21 protein-coding genes, 1 tRNA gene and 1 riboswitch are annotated in these 23,985 nt (G+C 46.4%); of the genes, 12 read left to right on the top strand and 10 right to left on the bottom strand.

The features are described 5' to 3' along the window. Positions 1-134 precede the first annotated feature (134 nt). The 9 genes from R7P72_RS22670 to thiH all read left to right on the top strand — a co-directional run bounded on the left by R7P72_RS22670 (position 135) and on the right by thiH (position 8,996). Positions 135-211 (top strand) — tRNA-Trp (locus R7P72_RS22670). 244 nt (positions 212-455) lie between these two features. Beyond that, positions 456-1,838 carry a multicopper oxidase family protein gene (locus tag R7P72_RS22665; RefSeq protein WP_005378813.1) on the top strand — a complete coding sequence of 461 codons (1,383 nt, stop codon included), beginning with the start codon at positions 456-458 and terminating at the stop codon, positions 1,836-1,838. 123 nt (positions 1,839-1,961) lie between these two features. Then, positions 1,962-2,345 carry a fluoride efflux transporter CrcB gene (crcB, locus tag R7P72_RS22660; RefSeq protein ID WP_005378811.1) on the top strand — a complete coding sequence of 128 codons (384 nt, stop codon included), beginning with the start codon at positions 1,962-1,964 and terminating at the stop codon, positions 2,343-2,345. 60 nt (positions 2,346-2,405) lie between these two features. Continuing rightward, a riboswitch (TPP riboswitch) is annotated at positions 2,406-2,504 on the top strand. A gap of 163 nt (positions 2,505-2,667) precedes the next feature. After that, positions 2,668-4,608: a phosphomethylpyrimidine synthase ThiC gene (gene thiC / locus R7P72_RS22655; protein WP_005378810.1), complete on the top strand. Its 1,941-nt coding sequence runs from the start codon at positions 2,668-2,670 to the stop codon at positions 4,606-4,608. After that, on the top strand, positions 4,608-6,023 hold the full coding sequence (locus R7P72_RS22650; RefSeq protein WP_005378807.1) for a thiamine phosphate synthase: 1,416 nt from the start codon (positions 4,608-4,610) through the stop codon (positions 6,021-6,023). Before thiC ends, R7P72_RS22650 begins: the two co-directional genes overlap by 1 nt. Further along, complete coding sequence (locus tag R7P72_RS22645; RefSeq protein ID WP_005378806.1) at positions 6,010-6,783, top strand: HesA/MoeB/ThiF family protein; 774 nt, start codon at positions 6,010-6,012, stop codon at positions 6,781-6,783. Before R7P72_RS22650 ends, R7P72_RS22645 begins: the two co-directional genes overlap by 14 nt. Before the next feature lie 38 nt (positions 6,784-6,821). After that, entirely contained in the window at positions 6,822-7,076 is a 255-nt protein-coding gene (gene thiS / locus R7P72_RS22640) for a sulfur carrier protein ThiS (RefSeq protein WP_005378804.1), read from the top strand. Between the two features lie 5 nt (positions 7,077-7,081). Continuing rightward, the gene (locus tag R7P72_RS22635) at positions 7,082-7,849 is read left to right on the top strand and encodes a thiazole synthase (protein ID WP_005378802.1); all 768 of its coding nucleotides are present in this window, start codon (positions 7,082-7,084) and stop codon (positions 7,847-7,849) included. Positions 7,850-7,883: 34 nt separating this feature from the next. Beyond that, entirely contained in the window at positions 7,884-8,996 is a 1,113-nt protein-coding gene (gene thiH, locus R7P72_RS22630) for a 2-iminoacetate synthase ThiH (protein ID WP_005378800.1), read from the top strand. Between the two features lie 121 nt (positions 8,997-9,117). On the opposite strand, the gene R7P72_RS22625 is transcribed toward thiH, so the two are convergent. Next, positions 9,118-10,908, bottom strand: coding sequence for an aminopeptidase P family protein (locus R7P72_RS22625; RefSeq protein ID WP_005378798.1), 1,791 nt, complete (start codon positions 10,906-10,908; stop codon positions 9,118-9,120). A 203-nt stretch (positions 10,909-11,111) separates the two neighbouring features. Then, positions 11,112-12,053 carry a LysR family transcriptional regulator gene (locus R7P72_RS22620; protein WP_005378791.1) on the bottom strand — a complete coding sequence of 314 codons (942 nt, stop codon included), beginning with the start codon at positions 12,051-12,053 and terminating at the stop codon, positions 11,112-11,114. A 107-nt stretch (positions 12,054-12,160) separates the two neighbouring features. On the opposite strand from R7P72_RS22620, the gene R7P72_RS22615 reads away from it, so the two are divergent. Together R7P72_RS22615 and R7P72_RS22610 are read left to right on the top strand one after the other, a co-directional pair. Beyond that, a complete protein-coding gene (locus R7P72_RS22615; protein WP_005382927.1) occupies positions 12,161-13,354 on the top strand; it encodes a multidrug effflux MFS transporter in 1,194 nt (397 codons plus the stop codon). Positions 13,355-13,445: 91 nt separating this feature from the next. Continuing rightward, positions 13,446-13,727 carry a hypothetical protein gene (locus R7P72_RS22610; protein ID WP_005378786.1) on the top strand — a complete coding sequence of 94 codons (282 nt, stop codon included), beginning with the start codon at positions 13,446-13,448 and terminating at the stop codon, positions 13,725-13,727. Positions 13,728-13,758: 31 nt separating this feature from the next. Here the strand turns inward: R7P72_RS22610 and R7P72_RS22605 are convergent, their stop codons facing one another. From R7P72_RS22605 to R7P72_RS22590, 4 genes are all read right to left on the bottom strand, one after another. Then, positions 13,759-14,214 carry a DoxX family protein gene (locus tag R7P72_RS22605; RefSeq protein ID WP_005378784.1) on the bottom strand — a complete coding sequence of 152 codons (456 nt, stop codon included), beginning with the start codon at positions 14,212-14,214 and terminating at the stop codon, positions 13,759-13,761. Positions 14,215-14,224: 10 nt separating this feature from the next. Next, on the bottom strand, positions 14,225-14,983 hold the full coding sequence (locus R7P72_RS22600; protein ID WP_005378782.1) for a DNA-binding domain-containing protein: 759 nt from the start codon (positions 14,981-14,983) through the stop codon (positions 14,225-14,227). Continuing rightward, complete coding sequence (locus R7P72_RS22595) at positions 14,980-15,852, bottom strand: DUF692 domain-containing protein (protein WP_005378781.1); 873 nt, start codon at positions 15,850-15,852, stop codon at positions 14,980-14,982. Before R7P72_RS22595 ends, R7P72_RS22600 begins: the two co-directional genes overlap by 4 nt. Before the next feature lie 99 nt (positions 15,853-15,951). Continuing rightward, positions 15,952-16,212: a DUF2282 domain-containing protein gene (locus R7P72_RS22590; RefSeq protein WP_005378779.1), complete on the bottom strand. Its 261-nt coding sequence runs from the start codon at positions 16,210-16,212 to the stop codon at positions 15,952-15,954. Between the two features lie 281 nt (positions 16,213-16,493). On the opposite strand from R7P72_RS22590, the gene uvrD reads away from it, so the two are divergent. Next, complete coding sequence (gene uvrD / locus R7P72_RS22585; RefSeq protein WP_005378778.1) at positions 16,494-18,668, top strand: DNA helicase II; 2,175 nt, start codon at positions 16,494-16,496, stop codon at positions 18,666-18,668. Between the two features lie 818 nt (positions 18,669-19,486). Here the strand turns inward: uvrD and ggt are convergent. The 4 genes from ggt to rarD form a co-directional block, all read right to left on the bottom strand. Next, positions 19,487-21,253: a gamma-glutamyltransferase gene (ggt, locus tag R7P72_RS22580; RefSeq protein ID WP_005378777.1), complete on the bottom strand. Its 1,767-nt coding sequence runs from the start codon at positions 21,251-21,253 to the stop codon at positions 19,487-19,489. 111 nt (positions 21,254-21,364) lie between these two features. After that, entirely contained in the window at positions 21,365-22,024 is a 660-nt protein-coding gene (locus R7P72_RS22575) for a LysE family translocator (RefSeq protein ID WP_005378776.1), read from the bottom strand. A 91-nt stretch (positions 22,025-22,115) separates the two neighbouring features. Beyond that, entirely contained in the window at positions 22,116-22,913 is a 798-nt protein-coding gene (locus tag R7P72_RS22570; protein WP_318110763.1) for an AraC family transcriptional regulator, read from the bottom strand. A 71-nt stretch (positions 22,914-22,984) separates the two neighbouring features. Further along, positions 22,985-23,902, bottom strand: coding sequence for an EamA family transporter RarD (gene rarD, locus R7P72_RS22565; RefSeq protein ID WP_005378774.1), 918 nt, complete (start codon positions 23,900-23,902; stop codon positions 22,985-22,987). Between the last annotated feature and the right edge of the window lie 83 nt (positions 23,903-23,985).

The raw sequence follows: 23,985 nt of genomic DNA, 5'->3' as shown, positions 1-23,985 counted from the left end.
TGGTAGTTCAGTTGGTTAGAATACCGGCCTGTCACGCCGGGGGTCGCGGGTTCGAGTCCCGTCCACTCCGCCACTTAATATCGACAACCTCGCTTATGCGAGGTTTTGTCAAATCTAGAATATGAAAATTCTATAGGGGTGTAGCTCCAATTGGCAGAGCAGCGGATTCCAAATCCGCGTGTTGGGAGTTCGAATCTCTCCACCCCTGCCACATATCAGGCTCTGACTTAGGTCAGAGCCTTTTTTGTATCTGGCTTCCTCTCATTATTACGGCTTATTTCTACTCTTATCTCGTAAGTATGGCTTTCTGCTGTACTTTGGCAGCATTTAATCTACTGAACGAACGAAACTATAGTTAGCTGTAATGATCAGTGGCCCGAAATTTTAATAATAAAGGGGAATCACTATTTATATTTAGTTACACTCAACCGATCTGGATTAATGAGTAACTATGTATGGGTATATCTCGTCGACGCTTTCTTCAATCATCCTTAGCAATCTCCGCGCTTACCGTTCTACCTGCATGTTCTCTATCTAGGAGCACTAATAAGCAGGGGCAATATATATACGATATCACTGCAGAGCCTTCTACTGCAGAATTGGTCCCTGGGTTTAACACAGACGTACTCGCATTTAATGGTTCGATTCCAGCGCCTACGATTCGTTGTCGCCAAGGCGAGAAAGTTATAATTCGGTTTACTAACAAGCTTTCAGAGCCGACTACAATCCACTGGCATGGCTTGCGAATCCCTATTGAAATGGATGGTGTACCTTTCTTAAGTCAGTTGCCTATCATGCCGGGTGAAACATTCGTTTATGAATTTACACCACCAGATGCGGGCACATTTTGGTATCACCCACATATGAACAGTGTGAAGCAGCTTGGTAAGGGCTTAGTCGGGCTAATTGTTGTTGAAGAGGCAGAGCCTGTTCAGTTTGATGAAGAGCATGAAGTCGTCCTCAAGCATTGGCACTTAGACAAGCAAGGACAATGGAAGAACCTTATGGTACCGCGCTTGAGCGCTCGTATGGGGACTCCCGGAGAGTGGAGTAGCGTCAATGGTGTGCATGAACCTGTTTATGCGCTGAAGCAGAATGCCACTACGCGATTAAGAATTGCTAATGTCGATAATACCATTACTTACCCGATCGCTATTGAAGGTGCAGAGGCTTGGGTTATTGCTATTGATGGTAATCCTGTTAAAGCGCCTTATAAGCTCACTCAGCACAAAATTGGTCCAGGAATGAGGTTGGATGTCGGATTGATTGCTCCGAAGGCTGGAACACGTGTTTATGTGCGTCAAATGAAAGGACGTTTCCCATTCCCTTTGTGCGAGTTTGACGTTGTTGAGTCTGACTTGCCGAGCAACCAAAAACTGCCTTTGTTACCTCTCAACCCTGTGCCAGCTCTCGATTTGAAAAATGCAGAGCAAATCGATTACGTGTTTGAGTGGGAGGGCGCGATCACTCCTGCTGATAAATCGGGCAAAGCGATACCTAAATTCTGGCTGATGAACAAACGGGCTTGGGAGGGAATGAGCAAAGATAATATTCCAGCGCCCCTTTCAACATTGGAGATGGGAAAAACCTATATCTTCAACCTTAAGAACGTCACCCAATATCACCATCCTATTCACCTTCATGGGCACACGTTTACTGTTCTTGAGTTAGATGGCAAAAAACTCGATGAACCGTTTCATACCGATACGGTCTTGCTTGGAAAAAACGGCAGTGCGAAAGCGGCATTTGTTGCAGATAACCCTGGACGTTGGATGTACCATTGTCATGTGATCGAACACATGAAGACGGGGTTGATGGGTTATATTGAAGTAAAGTGACTCCTGTAACTTTTTAAATCTTGATAAGTTTTAAGCGCTATAATTTGCTGAATTCTAAGATTGTATAATCACTATTGCCGTAAATTTGATTACAATGTCGCCATTAACTTTTCTGGGGGAATTATGGGACAACTATCCGTTTTGGGTTTTATTGCATTGGGTGGTGCATTTGGTGCATGTTCTCGTTACTTAATTTCTGAACTTTGTGTCATTTTATTGGGGCGTGGTTTTCCATATGGTACGTTAACCGTTAACGTTGTTGGCTCATTTATGATGGGCTTATTGATAGCAGCTTTCGATAATGAACTTTTGGCAACGGAACCTTGGCGACAAGTGATTGGCTTGGGTTTTTTAGGCGCACTAACGACGTTTTCCACCTTCTCGATGGATAATGTTTTGCTTATGCAGCAGGGCGCTTTCTTTAAGATGGGGTTGAACGTATTGTTGAATGTCGTGTTAAGTATTTCAGCGGCGTGGATAGGCTTTCAATTATTGATGCGCAGCTAGCAAAGTAGTTAAAAATTGAACAGGTCGGCTTGGTTTCACCAAGCCGTTTTTATATACTGACATCACTTGTCGGAGTGCCATAAGGCTGAGACCGTTAATTCGGGATCCGTTGAACCTGATCAGATTAGAATCTGCGAAGGGAACAAGAGAAGATATTCACACCGGAGTTCTTTCTGGTTGATCTATCAAAAGTCGAATGTTGTTACAGGCAAATATCGTAAGCTTTAACTAGCCTTAATTTGACTCCTCTTGTCGCATCTATCCGCCAAGCATTTTTATCCAATTACTTTTTATCTAGTATAACAAAGCAAGGAAAAATGCTATGTCGAGTCGCAAACAAGCGAGACTGGAAGCAAAACAGTTCATTGATACACTCTCGGTACAACCGTACCCCAATTCAAGCAAAGTCTACGTAGAAGGCTCACGTCCAGATATTCGTGTGCCAATGCGTGAGATATCACTCGCTGATAGCCTTATTGGAGGCACAAAAGAAGCGCCTATATTCGAACCTAATGAGCCAGTACGCGTTTACGATACGTCGGGTGTATACACAGATCCAGAGCACACCATAGACCTCTATAGCGGCTTACCTAAGCTGAGAGAAGGGTGGATTGAAGAGCGTGCCGATACTGAGCTACTTGATGAAGTAAGCTCGGTATACACCAAAGAGCGCTTAGAAGATGAAACGCTAGACGATCTTCGTTACGGAAATCTACCACGTATTCGACGTGCCAAAGATGGCCATTGTGTGACTCAATTGCACTATGCTCGCAAAGGTATTATTACCCCAGAAATGGAATATATCGCGCTGCGTGAAAACATGGGGCGTGCCAAGTATCGCGATGAAGTGCTGAATCAACAGCATCCGGGTCAAAGCTTCGGAGCGAACCTACCAAAAGATATTACCGCCGAATTCGTGCGCAAAGAAGTCGCCGAAGGTCGCGCTATTATCCCTTCCAATATTAACCACCCAGAATCCGAACCAATGATCATTGGACGTAACTTTTTGGTCAAAGTGAACGCCAACATCGGTAACTCATCGGTCACTTCTTCGATTGAGGAAGAAGTAGAGAAGCTCGTTTGGGCGACACGTTGGGGTGGAGATACCGTTATGGATCTCTCTACTGGACGTAACATCCACGAAACTCGCGAGTGGATTCTACGTAACAGTCCGGTTCCGATCGGTACCGTACCAATGTATCAAGCGCTTGAGAAAGTGAATGGTGTTGCGGAAAACCTTAACTGGGAAGTGATGCGCGATACCCTGATTGAGCAAGCAGAGCAGGGCGTTGACTACTTTACTATCCATGCCGGTTTACTACTTCGTTATGTGCCAATGACTGCAAAACGCGTTACTGGCATCGTCTCTCGTGGTGGCTCTATCATCGCGAAATGGTGTTTAGCGCATCACCAAGAAAGCTTCTTATATACCCACTTCCGAGAGATCTGTGAAATCTGTGCTAAGTATGATGTCGCACTTTCTCTCGGTGATGGTCTGCGTCCTGGCTCGGTGGCCGATGCTAACGACGAAGCGCAATTTGCAGAGCTTCGTACCCTTGGTGAGTTAACCAAGATTGCGTGGGAATACGACGTACAGGTGATTATTGAAGGCCCTGGTCATGTTCCAATGCATATGATCAAAGAGAACATGGAAGAGCAGTTAGAGCACTGTCATGAGGCTCCTTTCTATACCCTTGGTCCATTGACGACAGACGTCGCTCCTGGTTACGACCATATTACTTCAGGCATCGGCGCTGCCATGATTGGTTGGTATGGCTGTGCAATGCTTTGCTACGTAACTCCGAAAGAGCACCTCGGTTTACCAAACAAAGAAGACGTGAAAGTAGGCATGATCACTTACAAGCTTGCTGCGCACGCCGCTGATTTAGCGAAGGGACACCCTGGTGCACAAGTTCGTGATAACGCGCTTTCTAAAGCTCGCTTCGAGTTCCGTTGGGAAGACCAATTCAACTTGTCGCTCGACCCAGATACCGCGCGTGCTTTCCATGATGAAACCTTGCCTCAAGAGTCTGGAAAAGTCGCTCACTTCTGTTCGATGTGCGGACCAAAGTTCTGCTCGATGAAGATTTCGCAAGAGGTTCGAGAATATGCGAAAGACACTGAGCAAGTTGCTGCGGACCAAGCTATCTCGATCAAAATGCTGGATGATCCTCTTGAGGGGATGCGTCAGAAATCGCAAGAATTTAGAGAGTCAGGCTCCGAGCTATACCACCCAGCAGCACATGCCGAGGTAAGTGACTAATGAGCAAAATCCTTATTCCGTCATCATTGATTGAACTGACAGGTTTAGTTCAGCAATGTTTGTTGTTGGCGAAAGAACAGGGTTTTAGCATCGAAGACATTGAGTTGGGTGTGAGCCCAACTCAATCTATTCAGCTTGTTCGCGACCAACAGATTACACATATAACGACTGACCTTATTGGTGGACATAACTTTGAGCCTGAGTGTTCATTTACTCTCTATTACCGTTCTGCTTTGTCGGTAGAAGCGTGTGCTAAGCAACCGTCGAAAGCGATTTATATTGGCATTGCTGATACGCAGGTTTCCGATGAAAAGGAGAAAGTGCTTCAGCTTGATATCTGGCGTCACCCAATCAACGACGAAGTGAGAGCGCTTTCCGTTAAGTCCAAATTCAACGCAATGCTCGATCCCGAACATCACCTTGCTTGGATAGTAACGCTGACAGTACTCGATTTTCCTATCGAAGATGCGTTAACACTTGCTCGAGGAATGCTAACTCAACAAGCGAATGTTTCACGTGAAACACTGTTGAATGACAACCTTGATGAGGGACGAACTGCTCAGTGGGCTGACCAATTTGATAATTTCCCCACACCTGTACTGGAGGATAACCGACTAGGTATTCAAGTTGGTTGGTCTGCACAAGGCGAGAGCGTTAGCTTTCCAACTCTAACTAAGCAAAGTCTGGGGCTCTATCCAGTTGTTGATGATGTTGCTTGGATTGAGCATCTACTGCCACTAGGCATCAATACTATTCAACTGCGAATCAAGAATCCACAACAAGCCGATTTAGAACAACAGATCATTCGAGCAATTGAGCTAGGTCGTCAGTATCAAGCACAAGTGTTCATCAATGACTATTGGCAGTTGGCAATCAAGCATGGCGCTTATGGCGTTCACCTAGGACAAGAAGACATAGAAGAATCGAATTTGGCTCAGCTAACTAAAGCCGGCATTCGTCTTGGTCTTTCTACCCATGGTTATTATGAGCTACTACGCATCGTACAAATTCATCCTAGCTACATCGCGCTAGGACATATTTTTCCAACCACCACAAAACAGATGCCATCGAAACCACAAGGCTTGGTGCGCTTGGCTCTGTATCAAAAGCTGATTGATAGCATCCCTTATACAAATACAGAGGCTACTTTCCGTCCTTCAAAATACAAAGCAGTTAGTGACCATGTGCTTGGCTTTCCGACGGTCGCGATTGGTGGTATTGACCAATCTAATGCAGCCCAAGTTTGGCAAACAGGTGTTTCTAGTTTGGCAGTTGTGCGAGCTATTACGTTGGCAGAATCACCTCAGTCCGTCATCGAGTTCTTCGCACAACTGATGAAGGAAAGACAGCGAACGTTTACTGATCAGAATAGTGAATTAGCGGATATCAAGAGAGGCGAGCATGCTCACGGATAAGCAGTTCCTTCGCTATCAGCGCCAAGTCGCTCTGCCTGAAATTGCCGAAATTGGGCAAGAGCGTTTGAACAAATCGCATGTGCTGATCATCGGTTGTGGTGGGTTAGGGAGCGCAGCGAGTTTGTACTTGGCATCCGCGGGCGTTGGTAAATTGGTTGTGGTTGATGACGATGAAGTTGATAGCAGTAACCTACAGCGTCAGATCATTTATCGTGAACAAGACCTCCAAGTTGCGAAAACAGAAGCGACTGTAAAGCAACTTACTGAACTTAATTCTATGGTTCAAATTCGTGCTCTCAATAAGCGATTGGACAAAGCACAGCTGCAGCTTGAGGTGATGCTAGCGGATGTGGTGCTCGACTGCACCGATAACATGCCAACGCGCCAGCTAATTAACCAAGTTTGTTTCGAGCAAAATACACCGCTCATCTCGGCGGCGGCAATTGGTTGGCAAGGCCAATTCGCTGTCTTTGATTACCAAACACCAAGTGAACAAGAAGCGCAGAGTAAAGCCTGTTACCGCTGTTTGTATCCGTTCGACGAATTACCGCAAACGCAAAAGTGCAGTGAGAGCGGTGTCGTCGGTCCGGTGGTGGGTACACTTGGCAACTACCAAGCGATAGCGGCAATTCAAAAACTGGCGACGGGAAAGTTTCATGTCGAGACTGCCAAGTTACACCTGTTCGATGGATTGAAGCTGCAATGGCAAACCATGGCGATAAGTAAAGATAAACAGTGTCAAGTGTGTGCTCAGATTTAGTTTACGAGTAATGGGCAGAATTAAGAGAGTTGGAAGCAATGACGTTATCAGAACAACAAACAACACAAATGACAGCTGCTGACTTAGATGTGATCACTATTGTCATCAATGACCAGTCACATCAAGTTGCCAGTGAGTCAAATCTACAGCAAATCATTAGTCAATTTGCGCTGCCTGAAATGGGCTGTGTTTTTGCAATTAATAACAATGTTGTGCCGCGCAGTGAGTGGGCTAGCACAGTTCTTTCACAGGGAGATAGCATCTCTTTGTTTCAAGCGATCGCAGGGGGTTAACGTCGATGCTTAAAATTGGTGATAAACAATTCGAATCAAGACTGTTCACGGGAACAGGGAAGTTTGCCAACAGCCGATTAATGGCAGAAGCGATTCAAGTATCGGGTTCTCAACTTGCGACCATGGCGTTGAAGCGTGTGGATGTGAACGACCAACAAGACGATATTTTGCTGCCGTTAGTACAAGCGGGGGTGAACTTATTGCCGAACACCTCGGGTGCAAAGAATGCTAAAGATGCTGTGTTTGCTGCACAACTGGCGCGAGAAGCGTTAGGTACAAACTGGCTAAAACTAGAAATTCATCCAGACCCGAAGTACTTGATGCCCGATCCAATTGAGACACTTGCGGCCGCTGAACAACTGGTTCGTGAAGGCTTCATTGTTCTTCCTTACTGTCATGCTGACCCGGTTCTGTGTAAACGATTGGAAGAAGTAGGTTGTGCTGCGGTCATGCCATTAGGTGCACCGATCGGTTCCAACAAAGGGATAGTTTCTCACGATTTCCTAGAGATCATCATCGACCAAGCTAATGTTCCAGTGGTTGTCGATGCGGGTATTGGTGCTCCTTCACATGCCGCGCGTGCAATGGAAATGGGCGCGGATGCCGTGCTTGTTAATACCGCGATTGCGGCTTCGAGCGATCCCGTTACGATGGCGAAGGCATTTAAGTTGGCGGTAGAGTCGGGGCGTATGGCTTATGAAGCCGGACTTGCTGGTAAGGTTTCTCATGCGGTTGCGTCGAGTCCACTGACGTCATTCCTAGATGAGCTTTAGTTCTAGATTGGTTTAGCTATTAAGCGAGGAAAACATGAGCTTCGTTGAACAATTTAAGCAGCTGAATTGGGATGACATTTCAATGTCGATCTACGCGAAAACGGCACAAGATGTCGAGCGAGCATTGAATAAACCCAAGCGTGATTTGGAAGACTTTAAAGCGCTAATTTCACCAGCGGCTGAAGCGTACTTAGAGCAAATGGCGCAGCTGTCATATTCGGCAACTCGTAAGCGCTTTGGTAATACCATGTCGCTTTACATTCCATTATACCTCTCTAACTTGTGTGCCAATGCTTGTACTTATTGTGGCTTCTCGATGGAGAATAGAATCAAGCGTCGTACTTTGAATAGGGACGAAGTGGCTGCAGAAGTTGAAGCCATTAAACGCATGAAGTTTGATAGCGTATTGCTGGTGACTGGCGAACACGAAACCAAAGTGGGGATGAAATACTTTCGCGAAATGGTGCCGATGATTAAGCAACGTTTTAACTATTTGGCGATGGAAGTACAGCCACTAGATCAAGACGAATACGCAGAGCTCAAGACATTGGGTTTAGATGCGGTGATGGTCTATCAAGAAACGTATCATCCTTCGACTTACGTCGAGCACCATTTGCGTGGTAATAAGATGGATTTCGAATACCGATTGGATACACCCGATCGTCTTGCAAAAGCGGGCATCGATAAGATCGGTATTGGCGCATTGATAGGGTTGGAAGAGTGGCGTACCGACTGTTTTTATGTGGCAGCGCACTTGGACTATCTTGAGCGCACGTATTGGCAGACTCGTTACTCGATTTCTTTCCCGCGTTTGCGTCCTTGTGAGGGTGCGCTCCAACCCAAATCAGTCATGACGGATAAGCAGCTTGTGCAGTTGATTTGCGCTTATCGTTTGTTGAATCCAGAAGTTGAGTTGTCACTATCGACTCGTGAATCACCTAAGTTTAGAGATAACGCATTGCCTTTAGGCATTACCAGTATGTCTGCAGCATCGAAAACTCAGCCGGGTGGGTATGCGATGGATGATGTTGAACTCGAGCAGTTTGAGATCAGTGATGAGCGAAGTGCGGGTTCTGTGGAAGATATGATTCGAGCCAAAGGCTTTGACCCAGTATGGCGAGATTGGCACTCGGCGTATTCTGGTTAAGTAGCAAAGAAAGCCACTGGTCATCGTTATGTTTCACGTGAAACATAGGCAAAAGTAGAGGGTTGATGCAAAACATCAACCCTCTACTTTTTTCTAGCTTCTAGCTTCTAGCTTCTAGCTTCTAGCTGTGTGCTACAGGTAGCGTTGCTTGACGAAGCCACTCTTTCACATCACCTTCAACTAGCGGGCTGATCTCATCCCATACTTTCTGATGGTAATCATTCAGCCAAGCAAGTTCTGGACGAGTTAGCATATCAACGTTGATGTTGCGCTTGTCGATTGGACAGCGTGTTAGCGACTCAAATGATAGAACAGGGAAGTCACCGTTAGTCGGGGTTTCAACAACAAGCTCTAGGTTTTCAATACGGATACCAAACGCATCTGCACGGTAGTAACCTGGCTCGTTGGATAGCACCATACCTTCTGTTAGAGGCACGTCGATTTGCTTCTTAGAAATGCTCGCCGGACCTTCATGAACACTTAGGAAGTGACCAACACCGTGACCTGTACCGTGATCGTAATCGTAGCCTTCCGCCCATAGGTGCTGACGAGCTAGTGTATCGATTTGGTAACCACGTGTGCCTTTCGGGAAACGTGCACGAGCAACACCGATGTGACCTTTTAGTGCGAGAGTGAATTGTTTAATCATCTCTCGTGAAGGCTGACCGATCGCAATTGTACGCGTGATGTCTGTCGTGCCATCTAGGTACTGACCGCCTGAATCCACTAGGTAAAGTGTGTTCAGTTCTAGCTTGCCAGGTTCAGGTTGGTTTTCGTGGTTGTAGTGACACATCGCCGCGTTGCCACCTGCTGCCGAGATAGTATCGAAGCTAAGATCCATAAGTGTCGGGTCTTCGCTACGGAACGCTTCCAGTTTGTCTGCCATCGTCGCTTCATCATGCAGGTTACCAGCAGCGACTTCAGCATCTAACCAAGACAGGAACTTACTCATCGCTACGCCATCGCGGATATGACATGCTTTCATGCCTGCGATTTCAACTGCGTTCTTTGCTGCTTTTGGCATTAGGCATGGATCAGCTTTACTCACCACAGATGCGCCTGCGTTTTGAAGCACCAGCTTAAACCACGCGTTACTTGTCGCAGGGTCAACCAGTACATTCTTGCCAGTTAGGTTTTCTAGTCGTGCTTGCAATGCTTCTGGGTGATGAACCGTCACGCCGGCACCAACATGAGCGTCAAACTCAGCAGGTAGGCGAGCAGGATCTAGGAAGTATTCCACGCTTGAGTCTGAGTGCAGAATCGCGTGAGAAAGCAGAACTGGTAAACGTGATACATCAAGACCACGAACGTTGAGTAACCAACAGATAGAATCAAGTGCTGTGATCACTGCGCTGTCTGCACCGGCTTTTTTCACGAGCTCTGCGATTTCTTGGCGTTTGCTTTCACTTGACTGACCAACTGCTTCTGTTGCCATTAGGCGAACATCAGAAACCACAGGAGCAGGGCGGTCGTGCCACAGTTCATCAATTGGGTTGCTATCGAGAATCTTAAGCTCAAGTGCGCCAGCAAGTTTTGCTTGTGCCATGTCTAGCCAAGCAGCGTTGTGCATGCGAGGGTCGATTGCCACAGACGCGCCATTTGCAAGATGGTCTTTAATCCAATCTAGTGCAGGCTCTTCAATCAAGTGACGGTATTCGAATAGATCAGCAGGAACCTGCTTTGTTACTTGTACTGTGTAGCGACCATCAACAAAGATAGCGGCTTTGTCTTTGGTGATTACCGCAGCACCAGCAGAACCAGTAAAGCCAGTTAGCCAATGTAAACGCTCGTTGTGCGCTGGTACGTATTCACCCAAGTACTCGTCTTCATGAGGGACAAGTAGGGCATCAATATTATGTTGTGCTAGCCATTCGCGAATTGCATTCACGCGGCTTTGGGTATCGTTGTGCATCTGTGTTATTCCTTCAAATTACCGCTCCTTCATGCTCAGGTGTGGGAGCTGTTTCCATCTGCTTCATGCAGTTTACGATTCCATTGAGGTTCGCAATCACTTCAATAGAGTCGGAGTACAACTAGGCCATAGATGAGCCAAAAAGGACTACGACAGTTAAGCTACTCATTTTAGCCGCTAAGCGCAAATTGAGTGCGGTGTTTTTATCTAAGGTGATCGGTTTTTTGTGTGATCATCGTACGTAGCCAGCCTAATGCAGGGTCGTTTTCTCTATCTCGGTGCCAGAATAAAGTGTAAGCCATAGGTGGGAATTCTAACGGTAGTGGCAGCACGACCAAATCAAGCTGTTTGGCCGCAAGTTGCACAAAATGACTTGGCGCAGTAAAGATAAAGTCGGTGTATGAACATAAACTTGCGGCACTGTTAAAGTCGGGCACAGTGACGGCAATATCGCGGTCGGCGCCAATATCTGCAAGGCGATAATCTAGCAACCAACGGTCGTTGCCATCACAACGCACCTGTACATGGCGTAGGGCGAGATAGGCTTCCAGATTCCAAGGTTGTTTTAGCGCAGGGTGGTTTTTGCGAATAATGCACATTTGGTAATCACGATAAATTTCCAACTCGCAAATGTCATCGGGTGGTTGAAGAGTCAGCTTGGCATCGTTTATATCGATATCTTTTCCAGTTAAGCCTAAATCCAGTTCGCCGCGTTGAAGCATTTTAAATGTATTATCCGACCACGGGTGTGTGCTAATTGTCACGCCAGGTGCTTGTTGAAAAATCGCCGGTAAGAAATGGGGTAGAATGAGAGGGTAGACACTCTCTACCGCTGCTATTTGAAAACGGTATTCACTGCTTTGCGGAGAAAACTCTTCGGGTTGAGTCAGCACTTCTAACTGATTTATCAACAGATCCAGTTTCGGTTTAAGAAACAATGCGCGCGGCGTAGGTGTTAATCCATGTGAGTTTCGAGTGAAAAGAGGGTCATCAAATTGAATGCGCAGTTTAGCCAGTGATTTACTTACGGCGGATTGGCTTAAGCACAATCGGTGGGCCGCACGAGTAACGTTTAACTCTTCAATCAGCACTTTAAAGCAGACCAATAGATTTAAATCGATACGAGCCAGTTTTTCGACGTTCACAGTGAATTTCCTCTGAGGAATAATGCTCATGATTATACATCATTTCCATTCATATCATCAGATGATTAAGCTTTACCCAAAGTTCTTTATCCAATTCGGAGTGTTGTGTGTCTAGCCAGTTTTCTAATAGTAAAAAACAGATGGCGTTATTGACCCTTTTGGTTCTTTTCAGTCCTTTAGCGATTGATATTTATCTACCTGCTTTACCTCTTATTGCTTCCACTTTTCAGGTCGATAATGCGCTAGCACAAGACACGATCACTTGGTTCTTATTTGCTATGGGTGTTGGTCAGCTATTCGCAGGTCCCCTAGCAGATAAACTCGGACGTCGAACTGTTGCATTGGGCGGTATCACCATTTACGCGATGAGCGCTTTATTGGCGTGGAGTGCTCAAAATATTGAGTGGATGTTGGTTTCCCGACTGCTACAAGGCTTAGGTGCGTGTGCGACATCGGTAGCAGCCTTTGCAACAGTTCGCGATATCTTTGGCCCGGAAAAAAGCGGCAAAATGATCAGCTACCTTAACGGTGCGATTTGTTTCATTCCGGCTTTAGCTCCAATTCTAGGTAGCTGGTTAACTCAGCAATTTGACTGGCGTGCTAACTTTAGCTTTATGGCGGGTTTTGCTGTGGTGTCTGGATCATTGATGTTTTTCATGATGAAAGAGACTAACCCGTCAACAGAAAAGCAAGCCGTGTTTAAGCTTAGTCGGTATTGGGCAGTGCTTAGCACACCATCTTTTGTTTTCCATGCGTCATTATGCTTGATGGCGATGGCGGTTATTCTTGCTTACGTTACCTCAGCACCGTCGGTATTGATGACGGGGATGGGGCTGTCGATGAATGAATTCACTTTCTGGTTTGGTGTAAATGCGGTGATAAACATTGCGGCATGTATGCTGGCGCCTAAGTTTATGGAGCGCGTTGGAACTCACAACACCTTGGTCACCGGGATATCAACTCTGGGTCTCGCAGGTGTGATCATGCTAGTGATGAATGGTCAGAATACCGCGCTTTCTTTCATGTTACCTATCTTTATGTCTTCTGTAGGTTTTGCATTCATTCTGGGTGCAGCGGCAGGGAAAGCGTTAGAACCGTTTGGTGATAAGGCGGGCACGGCAGCTGCACTGCTTGGATTGTTCCAAATGAGTGGCTCTGGTTTGTTGGTGGGTACACTGCAACGCTTATCTCTGGATCCACAAACCTTGATCGCAATTCATATGTGGGTCCTATTACCTGCGTTGGTCGTTCTGTTTACAAAAGCAGGGAAGAACTGGCACTCGAGCTTTGCGAAAGCGTAAATCAGTGTAATTTAGTATTTTCCAATGTAAGTAAGGCGTGTATATTTGTCACTCAGACTTTTCCTGACACCATAACGGAACTCAAAAAGTAATGTCGTTAACCACGTATGAAATGGCTCGTATTCTAGAGCAAATGGAAGATTCACCAGAAAAGGTGATGTTTGGCAAGTTGCTTAATGAGCTGGGTAATCAAAGCTCCGAGCGTATTCGTAGTGCGGCGAAACAAGTACCTCTGCCAATTTTGCGTGATATCGTGTACCAATTTCAGCAAGTGATTGAGTCACGCAAAGATGAACAAGTCGAGCAGATGGCAAAAGACCTCGCTCAGCAAGGTATCTCAGCAGAAGAGCTACTGGCTTACTTGAATAAATAATAAAAAATCCCCGCATGATGCGGGGATTTTTTTAGCTCGTCATTTTCTTTTTCAGGATGTGGTCCAAAGACAGCGGTCCTGGCCCCCATACGATTACGATAAGAATCATCAATCCCCAAAGTTGGTGGTCATAAAAACCTTTCTCCCACAACAGTGGGTAAGAGATCACTGCGATGATGTTGAACACAAACAGCATTGCTGCCATCGGGCGGGTAATCAATCCCAGTGCCAAGAACACCGGTAGAACCAACTCCGCAGCCGTACCTAAATAAGCCGCCAATTCCCATGGCAAGATTGGCACTTGGTATTCCAGCTCAAATAAGTACAGCGTGCTATCCCAAGACGAGATTTTGATTAGTCCTGAATTGAAGAACACCCAGGCTACCCACAAGCGACAAAAGAGAAGTAGTAAAGGGACAAAGCCAGCTTGTAGGGTACTGATTAAATCGTCGTACCGATTCACTAAGTTTTTAACCGTATCCGTCATAGAGTGCTCCTTAGATTGATTGCAATGTAAAGCCGTCAACAATATCGAGTGCCATGATGCGATTGAGATGAGCGAGTAAAACTTCAGGTATTTCGCTCAAACTCTGCTTCTGCTCTAAACATTGCAGCAGTTGGAACACATCGGCATCGAGTGCGTGACACAAGGCTTCTCCATTGGCTTGAATCGAGATGACACCTTGCTGTAATTGGTTGATATTAAGTTGTTCGAATTGCCCAGTTTGAATCGCACTAAATAGATCGAATACTGCGTAATTGGAGTCAAAGCTGCGGCAGCCCTTTTTAAGGTGTAAGACTAAAGCGGGTTGTTGCTCTTCACTCACTTCGCCAAGTAACGCAAGCGGTTTTAATTCCGCTGCATTGGATTGCTCATACTGTGCTTGACGAGCTAGGTCGATATGCCACTCGAAGCGTGCGACTTCAGGGCTGTAAGGTGCTTGTGCGATCACCTGACTAAACTGCATGATGGTGTCTTGAAAGCCTTCGCCATAATGCACCACATTTCCTTCTTTTAATGGGTAAGAAAGAACATGCTGGCGAGCTATCTGTTCAAAGCATTCTTCACCAAGCAGCGCTTCAACCATCGGGTAGGTCGCGGACAACACTTCGCTTAAGCTGACGATAAAGTTATTGCGGTAAATTTGTATGCGTTCATCAGCGGTAAACTCATCACTGGCAATATCGCAGTCTTCACCGAGCGCTTGATAGTGCAGGGCTTTAGCAAACTGGCTTTGTAAGGTGGCTAGATTCATGATGCCTTCCTTGGTTCGCTTTGTTCACTTGGAAGTGTGCCTTGCAACAGCAGTTGCGATGCTTTCTGCGCTTCTCCTAATAAGACTTCTGGCGCGGGGATATCCAAATCCCATTCAATCAACGTATGACGTGGACCGTGTTTTTTTGTCCACTGCGCGAACAGTTGCCAAACTTCATCACTAACTGGGCGGCTATGGGTATCAATCCATATCTCACCTTTGTCGAGTTGTTTGATGGTAAAACCTGCCAAGTGAATCTCATCCACTTTGTCGGCTGGAATCGCATCTAGGTATGTGTCGCAATCAAAACCGTGGTTGAACGCCGAAACATAAACATTGTTTAGATCGAGCAATAAACGACAGTCAGTGCGCTTTTGCACTTCGGTAAGAAACTCCCATTCGCTGATGGTCGAATGTTGAAACTTCACATAACTAGATGGGTTCTCTATCAAGATCTCGCGTTGCAAATATTCCTGCACTTCATTCACGTTACGAGTGAACACGTTGAGCGCTTCTTCCGTATACGGAAGTGGAAGCAGGTCATTAAAGTAGTGACCGCCGTTTTCACTCCAACTTAAATGGTCAGAAACAAGAATTGGGTCGATTGAGTCAATCAGTGATTTAAGTTGCGCAAGATGCTTTTGACTAACACGTTCCACCGAACCTAGCGACAAACCAATACCGTGGCAGCTAATTTGATATTGCTCGCGAAGCGTTTGTAGCTGATGGCGCTCTGTTGCATTGGGTTGGAAATAGTTTTCACTGTGGATTTCTAACCAAGACAACTCAGGCTGGGATTGGCTAAAGTAATCGAGGTGAGGGGTTCTTAATCCAACTCCAACAAGGTCGTGGAAGGTGTGGTGTTTCACGTGAAACTCCTTTTCAAATCGTGCGGGAAGAGAAGGATGCGTCTTGGCTTTGCGTTGGTTGAGCGTCAACGCATCCTCACAATAGCTAGCGATAAAAGATTATGAAGAAGAAGTGCTACCGCCAGCGAGTTTGTCACAAAGACCTTTTGGTACGACTACGAATGCGTCTTTTTGGTTATCTTCTTTAGAAGTACCAGCGCATGAGCTGCTTTTTGTTGCACAGTCGTTTTTACCTGCTTTAGAAACGCCATAGCACTTTTCTTTTTCAGCAGCGACAGCTGGAGCTGCAGTTAGCATTGTGCCACCAAGAGCTAGAAGACCAGTAACAGCAGCAGTAACAGCTAGATTCGACTTTTTCATAATAAATTCCTCTGAATGATTTCCTTTACTTTAAGTTGGCAAGATGAATCGCCTGTTTTGGCGTTTTTGTTATCAACTTGCTTAACTTAAAAGATAGGAAACTGGCTAAAAAACTTTCAGAAAAATTTCTGAAGTAAATGGGTTTGTAGGGTCAAATAGATATAACTAATTGATGTATTGGGCAAAAAAACATCGATTTTTTTATCAAGTTTTGTCTAAACAGCACCCGGTTGTTTAGGTTATAATCGGTTTTTATGTATAAATAACCAGTAGCTCTCATCATGATGGATCCATCTCTATTACTCGACGGTTTGAACGATAAACAACGTGAAGCCGTTGCAGCACCTCTAGAAAACTTGCTCGTTCTTGCTGGCGCAGGAAGTGGTAAGACACGCGTTCTTGTTCACCGTATCGCTTGGCTGATGTCGGTCGAGCAAGCTTCTCCGTTTTCAATCATGTCGGTAACCTTTACCAATAAGGCGGCGGCAGAGATGCGTGGACGTATCGAAGAGCTAATGATGGGCAGTGCAGGCGGTATGTGGAATGGTACTTTCCACGGCATTTGTCACCGTATTCTGCGAGCACACTATCTTGATGCGAAGCTACCGGAAGATTTCCAAATCATTGACAGTGACGACCAGCAGCGTCTGCTAAAGCGTTTGATCAAAGCGCAAAACCTCGATGAGAAGCAATGGCCTGCACGCCAAGTGGCATGGTGGATTAACGGTAAGAAAGACGAAGGTCTGCGTCCGTCGCACATTGATGCGTACCATGATCCAGTAACCAAGACATATCTGCAGTTGTACACCGCTTACCAAGAAGCGTGTGATCGTGCTGGTTTAGTCGATTTTGCGGAAATCTTGCTGCGCGCACATGAGCTACTGCGTGATAACAAGTTCGTCCGTGAACACTACCAAGCACGCTTTAAGCATATCTTGGTGGACGAGTTCCAAGATACCAACAACATTCAATATGCTTGGCTACGTATGATGGCGGGTCCTGAGTGTCACGTGATGATCGTAGGTGATGACGACCAGTCGATTTATGGTTGGCGTGGTGCAAAAGTCGAGAATATTGAGAAGTTTACGCTCGAATTCCCAAGCGTAAATACCATTCGTCTTGAGCAAAACTACCGTTCAACCAAGACCATTCTGGAAGCATCTAACACCCTGATTGCGAATAACACCGAGCGTATGGGTAAAGAGTTGTGGACGGATGGCGTGGTCGGTGAGCCTATCTCGGTTTACAGCGCTTACAACGAATTAGATGAAGCCCGTTTTGCGGTGAACAAAATCAAAGAGTGGCAAGACAAGGGCGGTGCTCTGAATGACGCTGCGATGCTTTACCGTAACAACGCCCAGTCGCGTGTTCTGGAAGAAGCGTTAATTCAAGCCGGTCTGCCTTACCGTATCTACGGCGGCATGCGATTCTTCGAACGTCAGGAAATCAAAGATGCCTTGAGCTACATGCGTCTGATTGCCAACCGTAACGATGATGCGGCGTTTGAACGTGTGGTGAATACGCCAACGCGTGGTTTGGGCGATAAGACGCTTGAAACCATCCGCTTTGCGGCTCGTGATCGTGGTTGCACCATGTGGGAAGCGAGTGTGGCAATGTTGGACGAGAAGGTGCTTGCTGGTCGCGCTGCTGGTGCTCTGAGCCGTTTTATCGAGCTTGTCACCGCGCTAGAAGACGACACCTTAGAGATGCCGCTGCATCACCAAACTGACCATGTGATTAAATACTCGGGCTTGTTCGCTATGTACGAGCAAGAGAAGGGCGAAAAGTCTAAGGCACGTATTGAGAACTTGGAGGAATTGGTGACCGCAACTCGCCAATTCGAGAAACCAGAAGAAGCCGAAGACATGTCACTGCTGACGGCATTCCTAACCCACGCAGCACTAGAAGCGGGCGAAGGACAAGCGGACGAATTTGAAGATGCGGTTCAGCTCATGACATTACACAGTGCGAAAGGTCTAGAGTTTCCATTGGTGTTTATGGTCGGTGTGGAAGAAGGCATGTTCCCAAGCCAAATGTCGGCAGAAGAAGCAGGGCGCTTAGAAGAAGAACGCCGTCTGTGTTACGTGGGCATGACCCGTGCGATGCAGAAACTGTACATCACTTATGCTGAAATGCGTCGTTTGTACGGTCAGGATAAATACCATAAACCGTCTCGCTTTATCCGTGAACTGCCAGAAACTTGTTTAGATGAAGTACGAATGAAGGCGCAAGTTAGCCGTCCTTCAAGCAGTGGTCGATTTAGCCAAACTGTTGTGAAAGAGAGCTTTAATGAAACCGGCTTTACGCTAGGTTCTCGTGTGATGCATCCAAAGTTTGGTGAAGGCACCATCATCAACTTCGAAGGCAGTGGTCCACAAAGCCGTGTACAGATTGCCTTTAACGGTGAAGGCATCAAATGGTTGGTAACTGCTTACGCACGACTAGAGAAGCTGTAAGGCTTCAACAAAACCATCAACTTAAGAGCTGCTTCGGCGGCTCTTTTTGTTTGTGCAGTTTTGGTGTCGCTAACGCAGTAAAAAATGGAATGATAAATGGAGTACAAAAGCGCGACTTAACGATGCCGTTTGAAGTGAAAGGTGGGCGTTGTGGGTGAATGCCTGTTTTCAGCAGATCTACTGAGAAAAACTTTAGGCAAAGAAAAACCCCGAGGGCTTGCGCCCATCGGGGTTATAGTCTTACTCGCAGCAATCCAGCTACTAAGAGTGCTCCATGCATCTAATCCATGATAGTGTGCTGAATCCGTCAGCTTAATCCTTACGTCGCCTTCCTAGCGGTGTCCTTAATGACCTTATCCTGGTCTGCTAACTATCCTCGTTAGCTCTCATCACTTGTTCCCTGAGCGGTGTCCCTGACATCATCCTGATGTTCAAATCCTTGCCTCGTCCAGAGGTGTCCATTTCCCGTCCTTAGTAGCAACCATCCTAGTCACTATTGATTCCGTTCAATGTCCAATTTTGCAATCCATGCCCGACTATTCATCCTGAATAACCGTTTCTTCTTCCTGAAGTTCACCAAGTCCGTGGTGTTTCCTGTTCCGTGTCAGCATCCTTCCGACAGGTTTAATATTACGTGTTTAACGATTTCCAACAACGGGCTAATCTCACATTTTTTAACTCTCTTAGCGTTCAAAAAAGATACATGAGTATTAAATTCAATGGCTTATGCTCTTTTCTGTACGGTTTTACCATTAAAAAAGAGAGGTTTGCTCAACCCTTTGTGAGAGATCTCGCACAAGGGGTCGAGCGAAAGACTCTTACTGCCCGATAGCGGCACCTTCACGTCTTGGATCCGCAGCGCCTTCAAGACCGTCTTTTGTTATTCGTATCGCATGCAGACCAGAGTTCAAATCCCGAACATCGGTTTTAAAGCCCATCTTCTCCAGAGCAGGCTGTAAGCCCTCTGCGGCGGTACCTTGCTCAATATCTAAGGTGCCAAAACGGTTCAGCAATCGTGGCTGATTAATCGCGCTTTGGATGTCCATATCCCATTGCGTGTGGGCGATAATGGCTTGTGCGACGTAACCAATAATGCGGCTGCCACCCGGTGAGCCAATTGCCATGTAAGGCTTGTCATCCTTCATCATAATGGTTGGTGCCATAGATGAACGTGGGCGTTTGCCCGGTTCTAATCGGTTTGCGATTGGCACACCATCTTGATGCGTGCGGAAAGAGAAATCGGTCAGTTCGTTATTGAGCAAGAAGCCGCGCACCATCAAGCGTGAGCCAAAGGCGTTCTCGATGGTTGTTGTCATTGAAACCACATTGCCTTGCTTATCGACGATATTGAAATGGCTGGTGGAAGGCAACTCGATCGATTGGTCCATGCTTAAGTTCATGGCGTGCGACCAAGGAGGATTACCGGCTTCAGCCTTACTCAAGGCTTTACCGACTTGAATGAGCTCAGCACGTTGTTTGAGATAATCTTTATCAAGCAAGCCTTCGGTTGGCATTGGCACATAATCTTGGTCAGCCATGTATTTACCACGATCCGCGAACGCAAGGCGCGATGCATCGGCGATCACTTGCCATGATTTCGCGCTTTCGGCTCCCCAACCTTTAAGATCGTATTGCTCGGTGATCGCGAGAATCTGTCCAACCGTCAATGCGCCAGAGCTAGGTGGTCCCATGCCGCAGATATCATAGCTTTGATAAGCCGCACAAACCGGTTCACGTTGCTTGATTTGGAACGCATCAAAGTCAGGTTGTGCCAATACGCCAGGATTGCCCGGTGCATTCTGTACTGTCTTGATGATGTCTGTGGCGATATCGCCTTGATAGAAAGCTTTTGCCCCTTGCTCTGCAATTGCCGTCAGAGTTTGCGCGTATTCAGGGTTCTTCAACAACGTGCCTTCGGCTTTTGGTGAGCCGTCTGGATTGAAGAAGTAAGCCTTAGTCGCAGGGAAGCGTGATAGGCGCTTAGCATCTTTCTCAATCAGACTCGCGAGGCGAGGACTGACTTCGAAACCTTGCTCAGCCAAGGTAATCGCGGGTTGGATGATCTTCTTCCATTCCAACTTGCCGTATTTCTGGTGCGTGTCCCACAGCAGTTTCACTGTACCAGGAGTGGCAACGGAGCGTCCGCCGACAACCGCATCGTAAAATTGTAGGGGTTGTCCTTTGTCATCTAGGAAGAGTTTCGGCGTCGCGGCGAGCGGTGCGGTTTCGCGTCCATCATACGTAGTTAGTTTTTGTTTCTCACTGTCCCAATACACTAAGAAGGCACCGCCACCAATGCCAGAAGATTGCGGTTCTACCAAGCCCAGCATCAGCTGCACGGCAACCATAGCATCAATAGCATTACCACCTTGGGCAATAACATCCGCACCAGCTTGGGTTGCAATTGGGTTAGCAGCGGTAACCATATAATCTTTCGCTTTGACCAGTTGTTTTTGCTTGAAGCCAGTGCTGTGCTCCGGCGCAACCGCATCTGCTGCTTGGTTAGCAAAGACTGAGGTAGATAAGATTAGTGGGGAAGTAAGAAAAAGACCCGTGGTCACGAGTCGGTTGAACGTCCAATGCATGATGACTCTCCATGTTGCCAGTTTTGTGCTTTGAGCTTGGCAGTTATGGAGAGTCACGTCGAGTCAGCAATCTTAGAAATGTCGATTGTGCTACGCTTTTAAATCAGTACTTTATCCGATAAAAGTATTGATAGTTTGGTATAGAATACTGCCGCCCACTAGAGTAAATACCACGCCGCATAGACCGTCGATGTAGATACCCGCTTGTTGCAATTTACGCTGTAAGCGCTGTGTCGACAGCATCCATGCAAGGCTAGAGAACCAGAATAGCGACAAGCCAAACAGGATGACCAGTGCAATACCTTTGCCAGTAATCGACATACCTGCTGGGACTAAACTCGACATCAAACTGACAAAGAACACCAGGGCTTTTGGGTTAAGAATGTTGGTCGCAAACCCTTTAGCAAACGCTTGACGCTTATTGCTGATCACTAGGTTATTTTGCTTCTTAGGTTGATCCGTCAGTGGGTTTTGGATCATCGAGATCACGGCACGCAATGCGCCAATTCCCAAGTAGAGCAGGTAACTACCACCGAGCAGTTGTACCACGGAATACAGCACTGGGTGCTGGTGGACGACAAAACTCACACCTGTCAGGCTGAACAAAGAGTGCAGCAAAATACCGACGGACAATCCCAACGCAATGTACAAGCCAGTTTGACGACCATGACGCGTCGCATTTTGTACGACCAGCGCAAAGTCCGGACCTGGACTCATTAGGGCAATAAAGTGAATGCTGGCGAGTGTCAGCAATATGGTGGATTCATTCATAACACATCTCAAATTTAACCAATGCGGCTATTGTCGTGGTAAGTCACCTGTGGCGCTTGTAAAAAACTGACAGCTTTCTCGGTAAATGAAATTAACGAGCCACTTGAGAAGGGGAAACGCCGTAGGTCTGTTTAAACGCTTTGCTGAAATGCGCTTGATCGTAGAAACCGATTTGATGAGCGACGTCGGTACCACATTGACCAGCTTGCAGTAACTTCATGCCTTGTTCAAGGCGCAGGCGTGCGAACCATGCATAAGGCGTCATGCCAGTTTGCGCTTTAAAGTGGCGCTGGAACTGAGTTGGGCTCAGTTGGCACAGCTCTGAAAGTGAATCCAAACGCACCGCTTGGTCAAGGTTAGCCATTAGATAATCTTTTAACGTCCCAAGCGATTGGTTTCCTAGCGGCACTACTTTTTGTCGCTCAAGCGATCCGTAGCGATCAAAAAGTTGGTTAAATCCTTCAAAAGGAAGGCAATCTTTGGTGAGTTGGCTGAGGTTTTCACGACGAAGCAGCCCGTGTAAGTTACTAAGTTGTGAAAATATCTGCGGATCCGAGATGATCAGTTCGTTGAAGTGTATTATTTGACCGTTTTGCTTAAGATCAGCCAGATCGCTCAATAGATGAGGTTCGATCGCAAACACATTTACTTCGTAGCCACTCTCGAGCTTAGATTGCCCGTCGTGCAGCTCATCCGGCGGCATAGTCACAATTTGCCCGTGACCAACTTGGTGGCTGTTACCTTGGTATTGGAACTTCTGCGCACCATGCGTGATCAGGCCGAGATGAAAATCCAGATGGTAATGCCTTTGAAAAGCAAATTTCTGGTATTTCGCCTCTATTAGACTCAAGTTGTCATGGTCGGTTGCGTAGTACTGAATATGTTCCATTAAATAAAAAAGCTTGGTCACATTATGACCAAGCTTATCTGGCAATTTCTAACTTGTCTTGTAAAAAACGATCACTGTGGCTGAACGATTCGGCGTGAGCGACGGTTATTACGTAATCCATCAAAGCTAAACACGACTAGTGCTCCCCAAATAAAGACGAAAGTGATCGCTTTATCCATGGTAAAGGGTTCGCCATACATCAATACTGCAAGTAAAAACATTAAGCTTGGGCCTATATATTGGAAAAAGCCCAAAGTCGATAATTTGAGTCTTGTTGCTGCACCCGTAAAGCACAGCAGTGGCAGGGTTGTTATAACCCCAGCCGCGATCAACAAACTATTTAACGTAAGTGGATTCGTAAGCATATTTGAGGTTGGTGTATCGGCAATAAAAAGCAAATAAACAGCGGCCACTGGCAGTAGAAGTAATGTCTCGATAAACAAGCCAGTTTTTGCATCGACACTGACTTTCTTTCTTAATAAGCCATAAAAGCCGAAGCTCATTGCTAACGCCATCGCAACAACAGGTACGGAGCCAAATACAATCAGTTGAACGAGTACGCCACAACCTGCCAATACAACCGCGAACCACTGTAATTTACGCAGTCTCTCTCCCAAAAATACCATCCCGAGTAAGACGTTGATCAGTGGGTTAATGTAATAACCTAAGCTGGCGTCGAGCATATGATTCGAGTTTACCGCCCAAATGAAAATCAACCAATTGCCGCCAATTAACATGGAACTTGCGATCAGGTAAGCGATTTTCGTTTTGTCTTTCGCGATGTGGTAAGCCGAGCGCCAGTGACGGCCAAAATGGAGGAGTGCAGCAAGCAAAAAGAAAGACCATATCACTCGGTGGCTTAGAATTTCCAAAGGAGATACTTGTGCGATGGACTTAAAGTACATCGGCGCAATGCCCCACATGGTATACGCGCCAATCGCTAGCAAGATACCTTGCCGCGCGCGTTGTTGTTCGTCTTCTGGTGTCATGAAGTGTCACCTAATTGTGTGTTTTATAGAGCAGAAAATCAGTATACGAGTCGTGATGCGAAACACCTAACAATTTGCGGTTT

Origin of the sequence: Vibrio sp. Vb0888, from assembly GCF_033338835.1 — a bacterium.
GTDB classification, from domain to species: Bacteria; Pseudomonadota; Gammaproteobacteria; order Enterobacterales; family Vibrionaceae; genus Vibrio; species Vibrio alginolyticus.
This window is presented reverse-complemented; position numbering and strand designations above follow the sequence as displayed.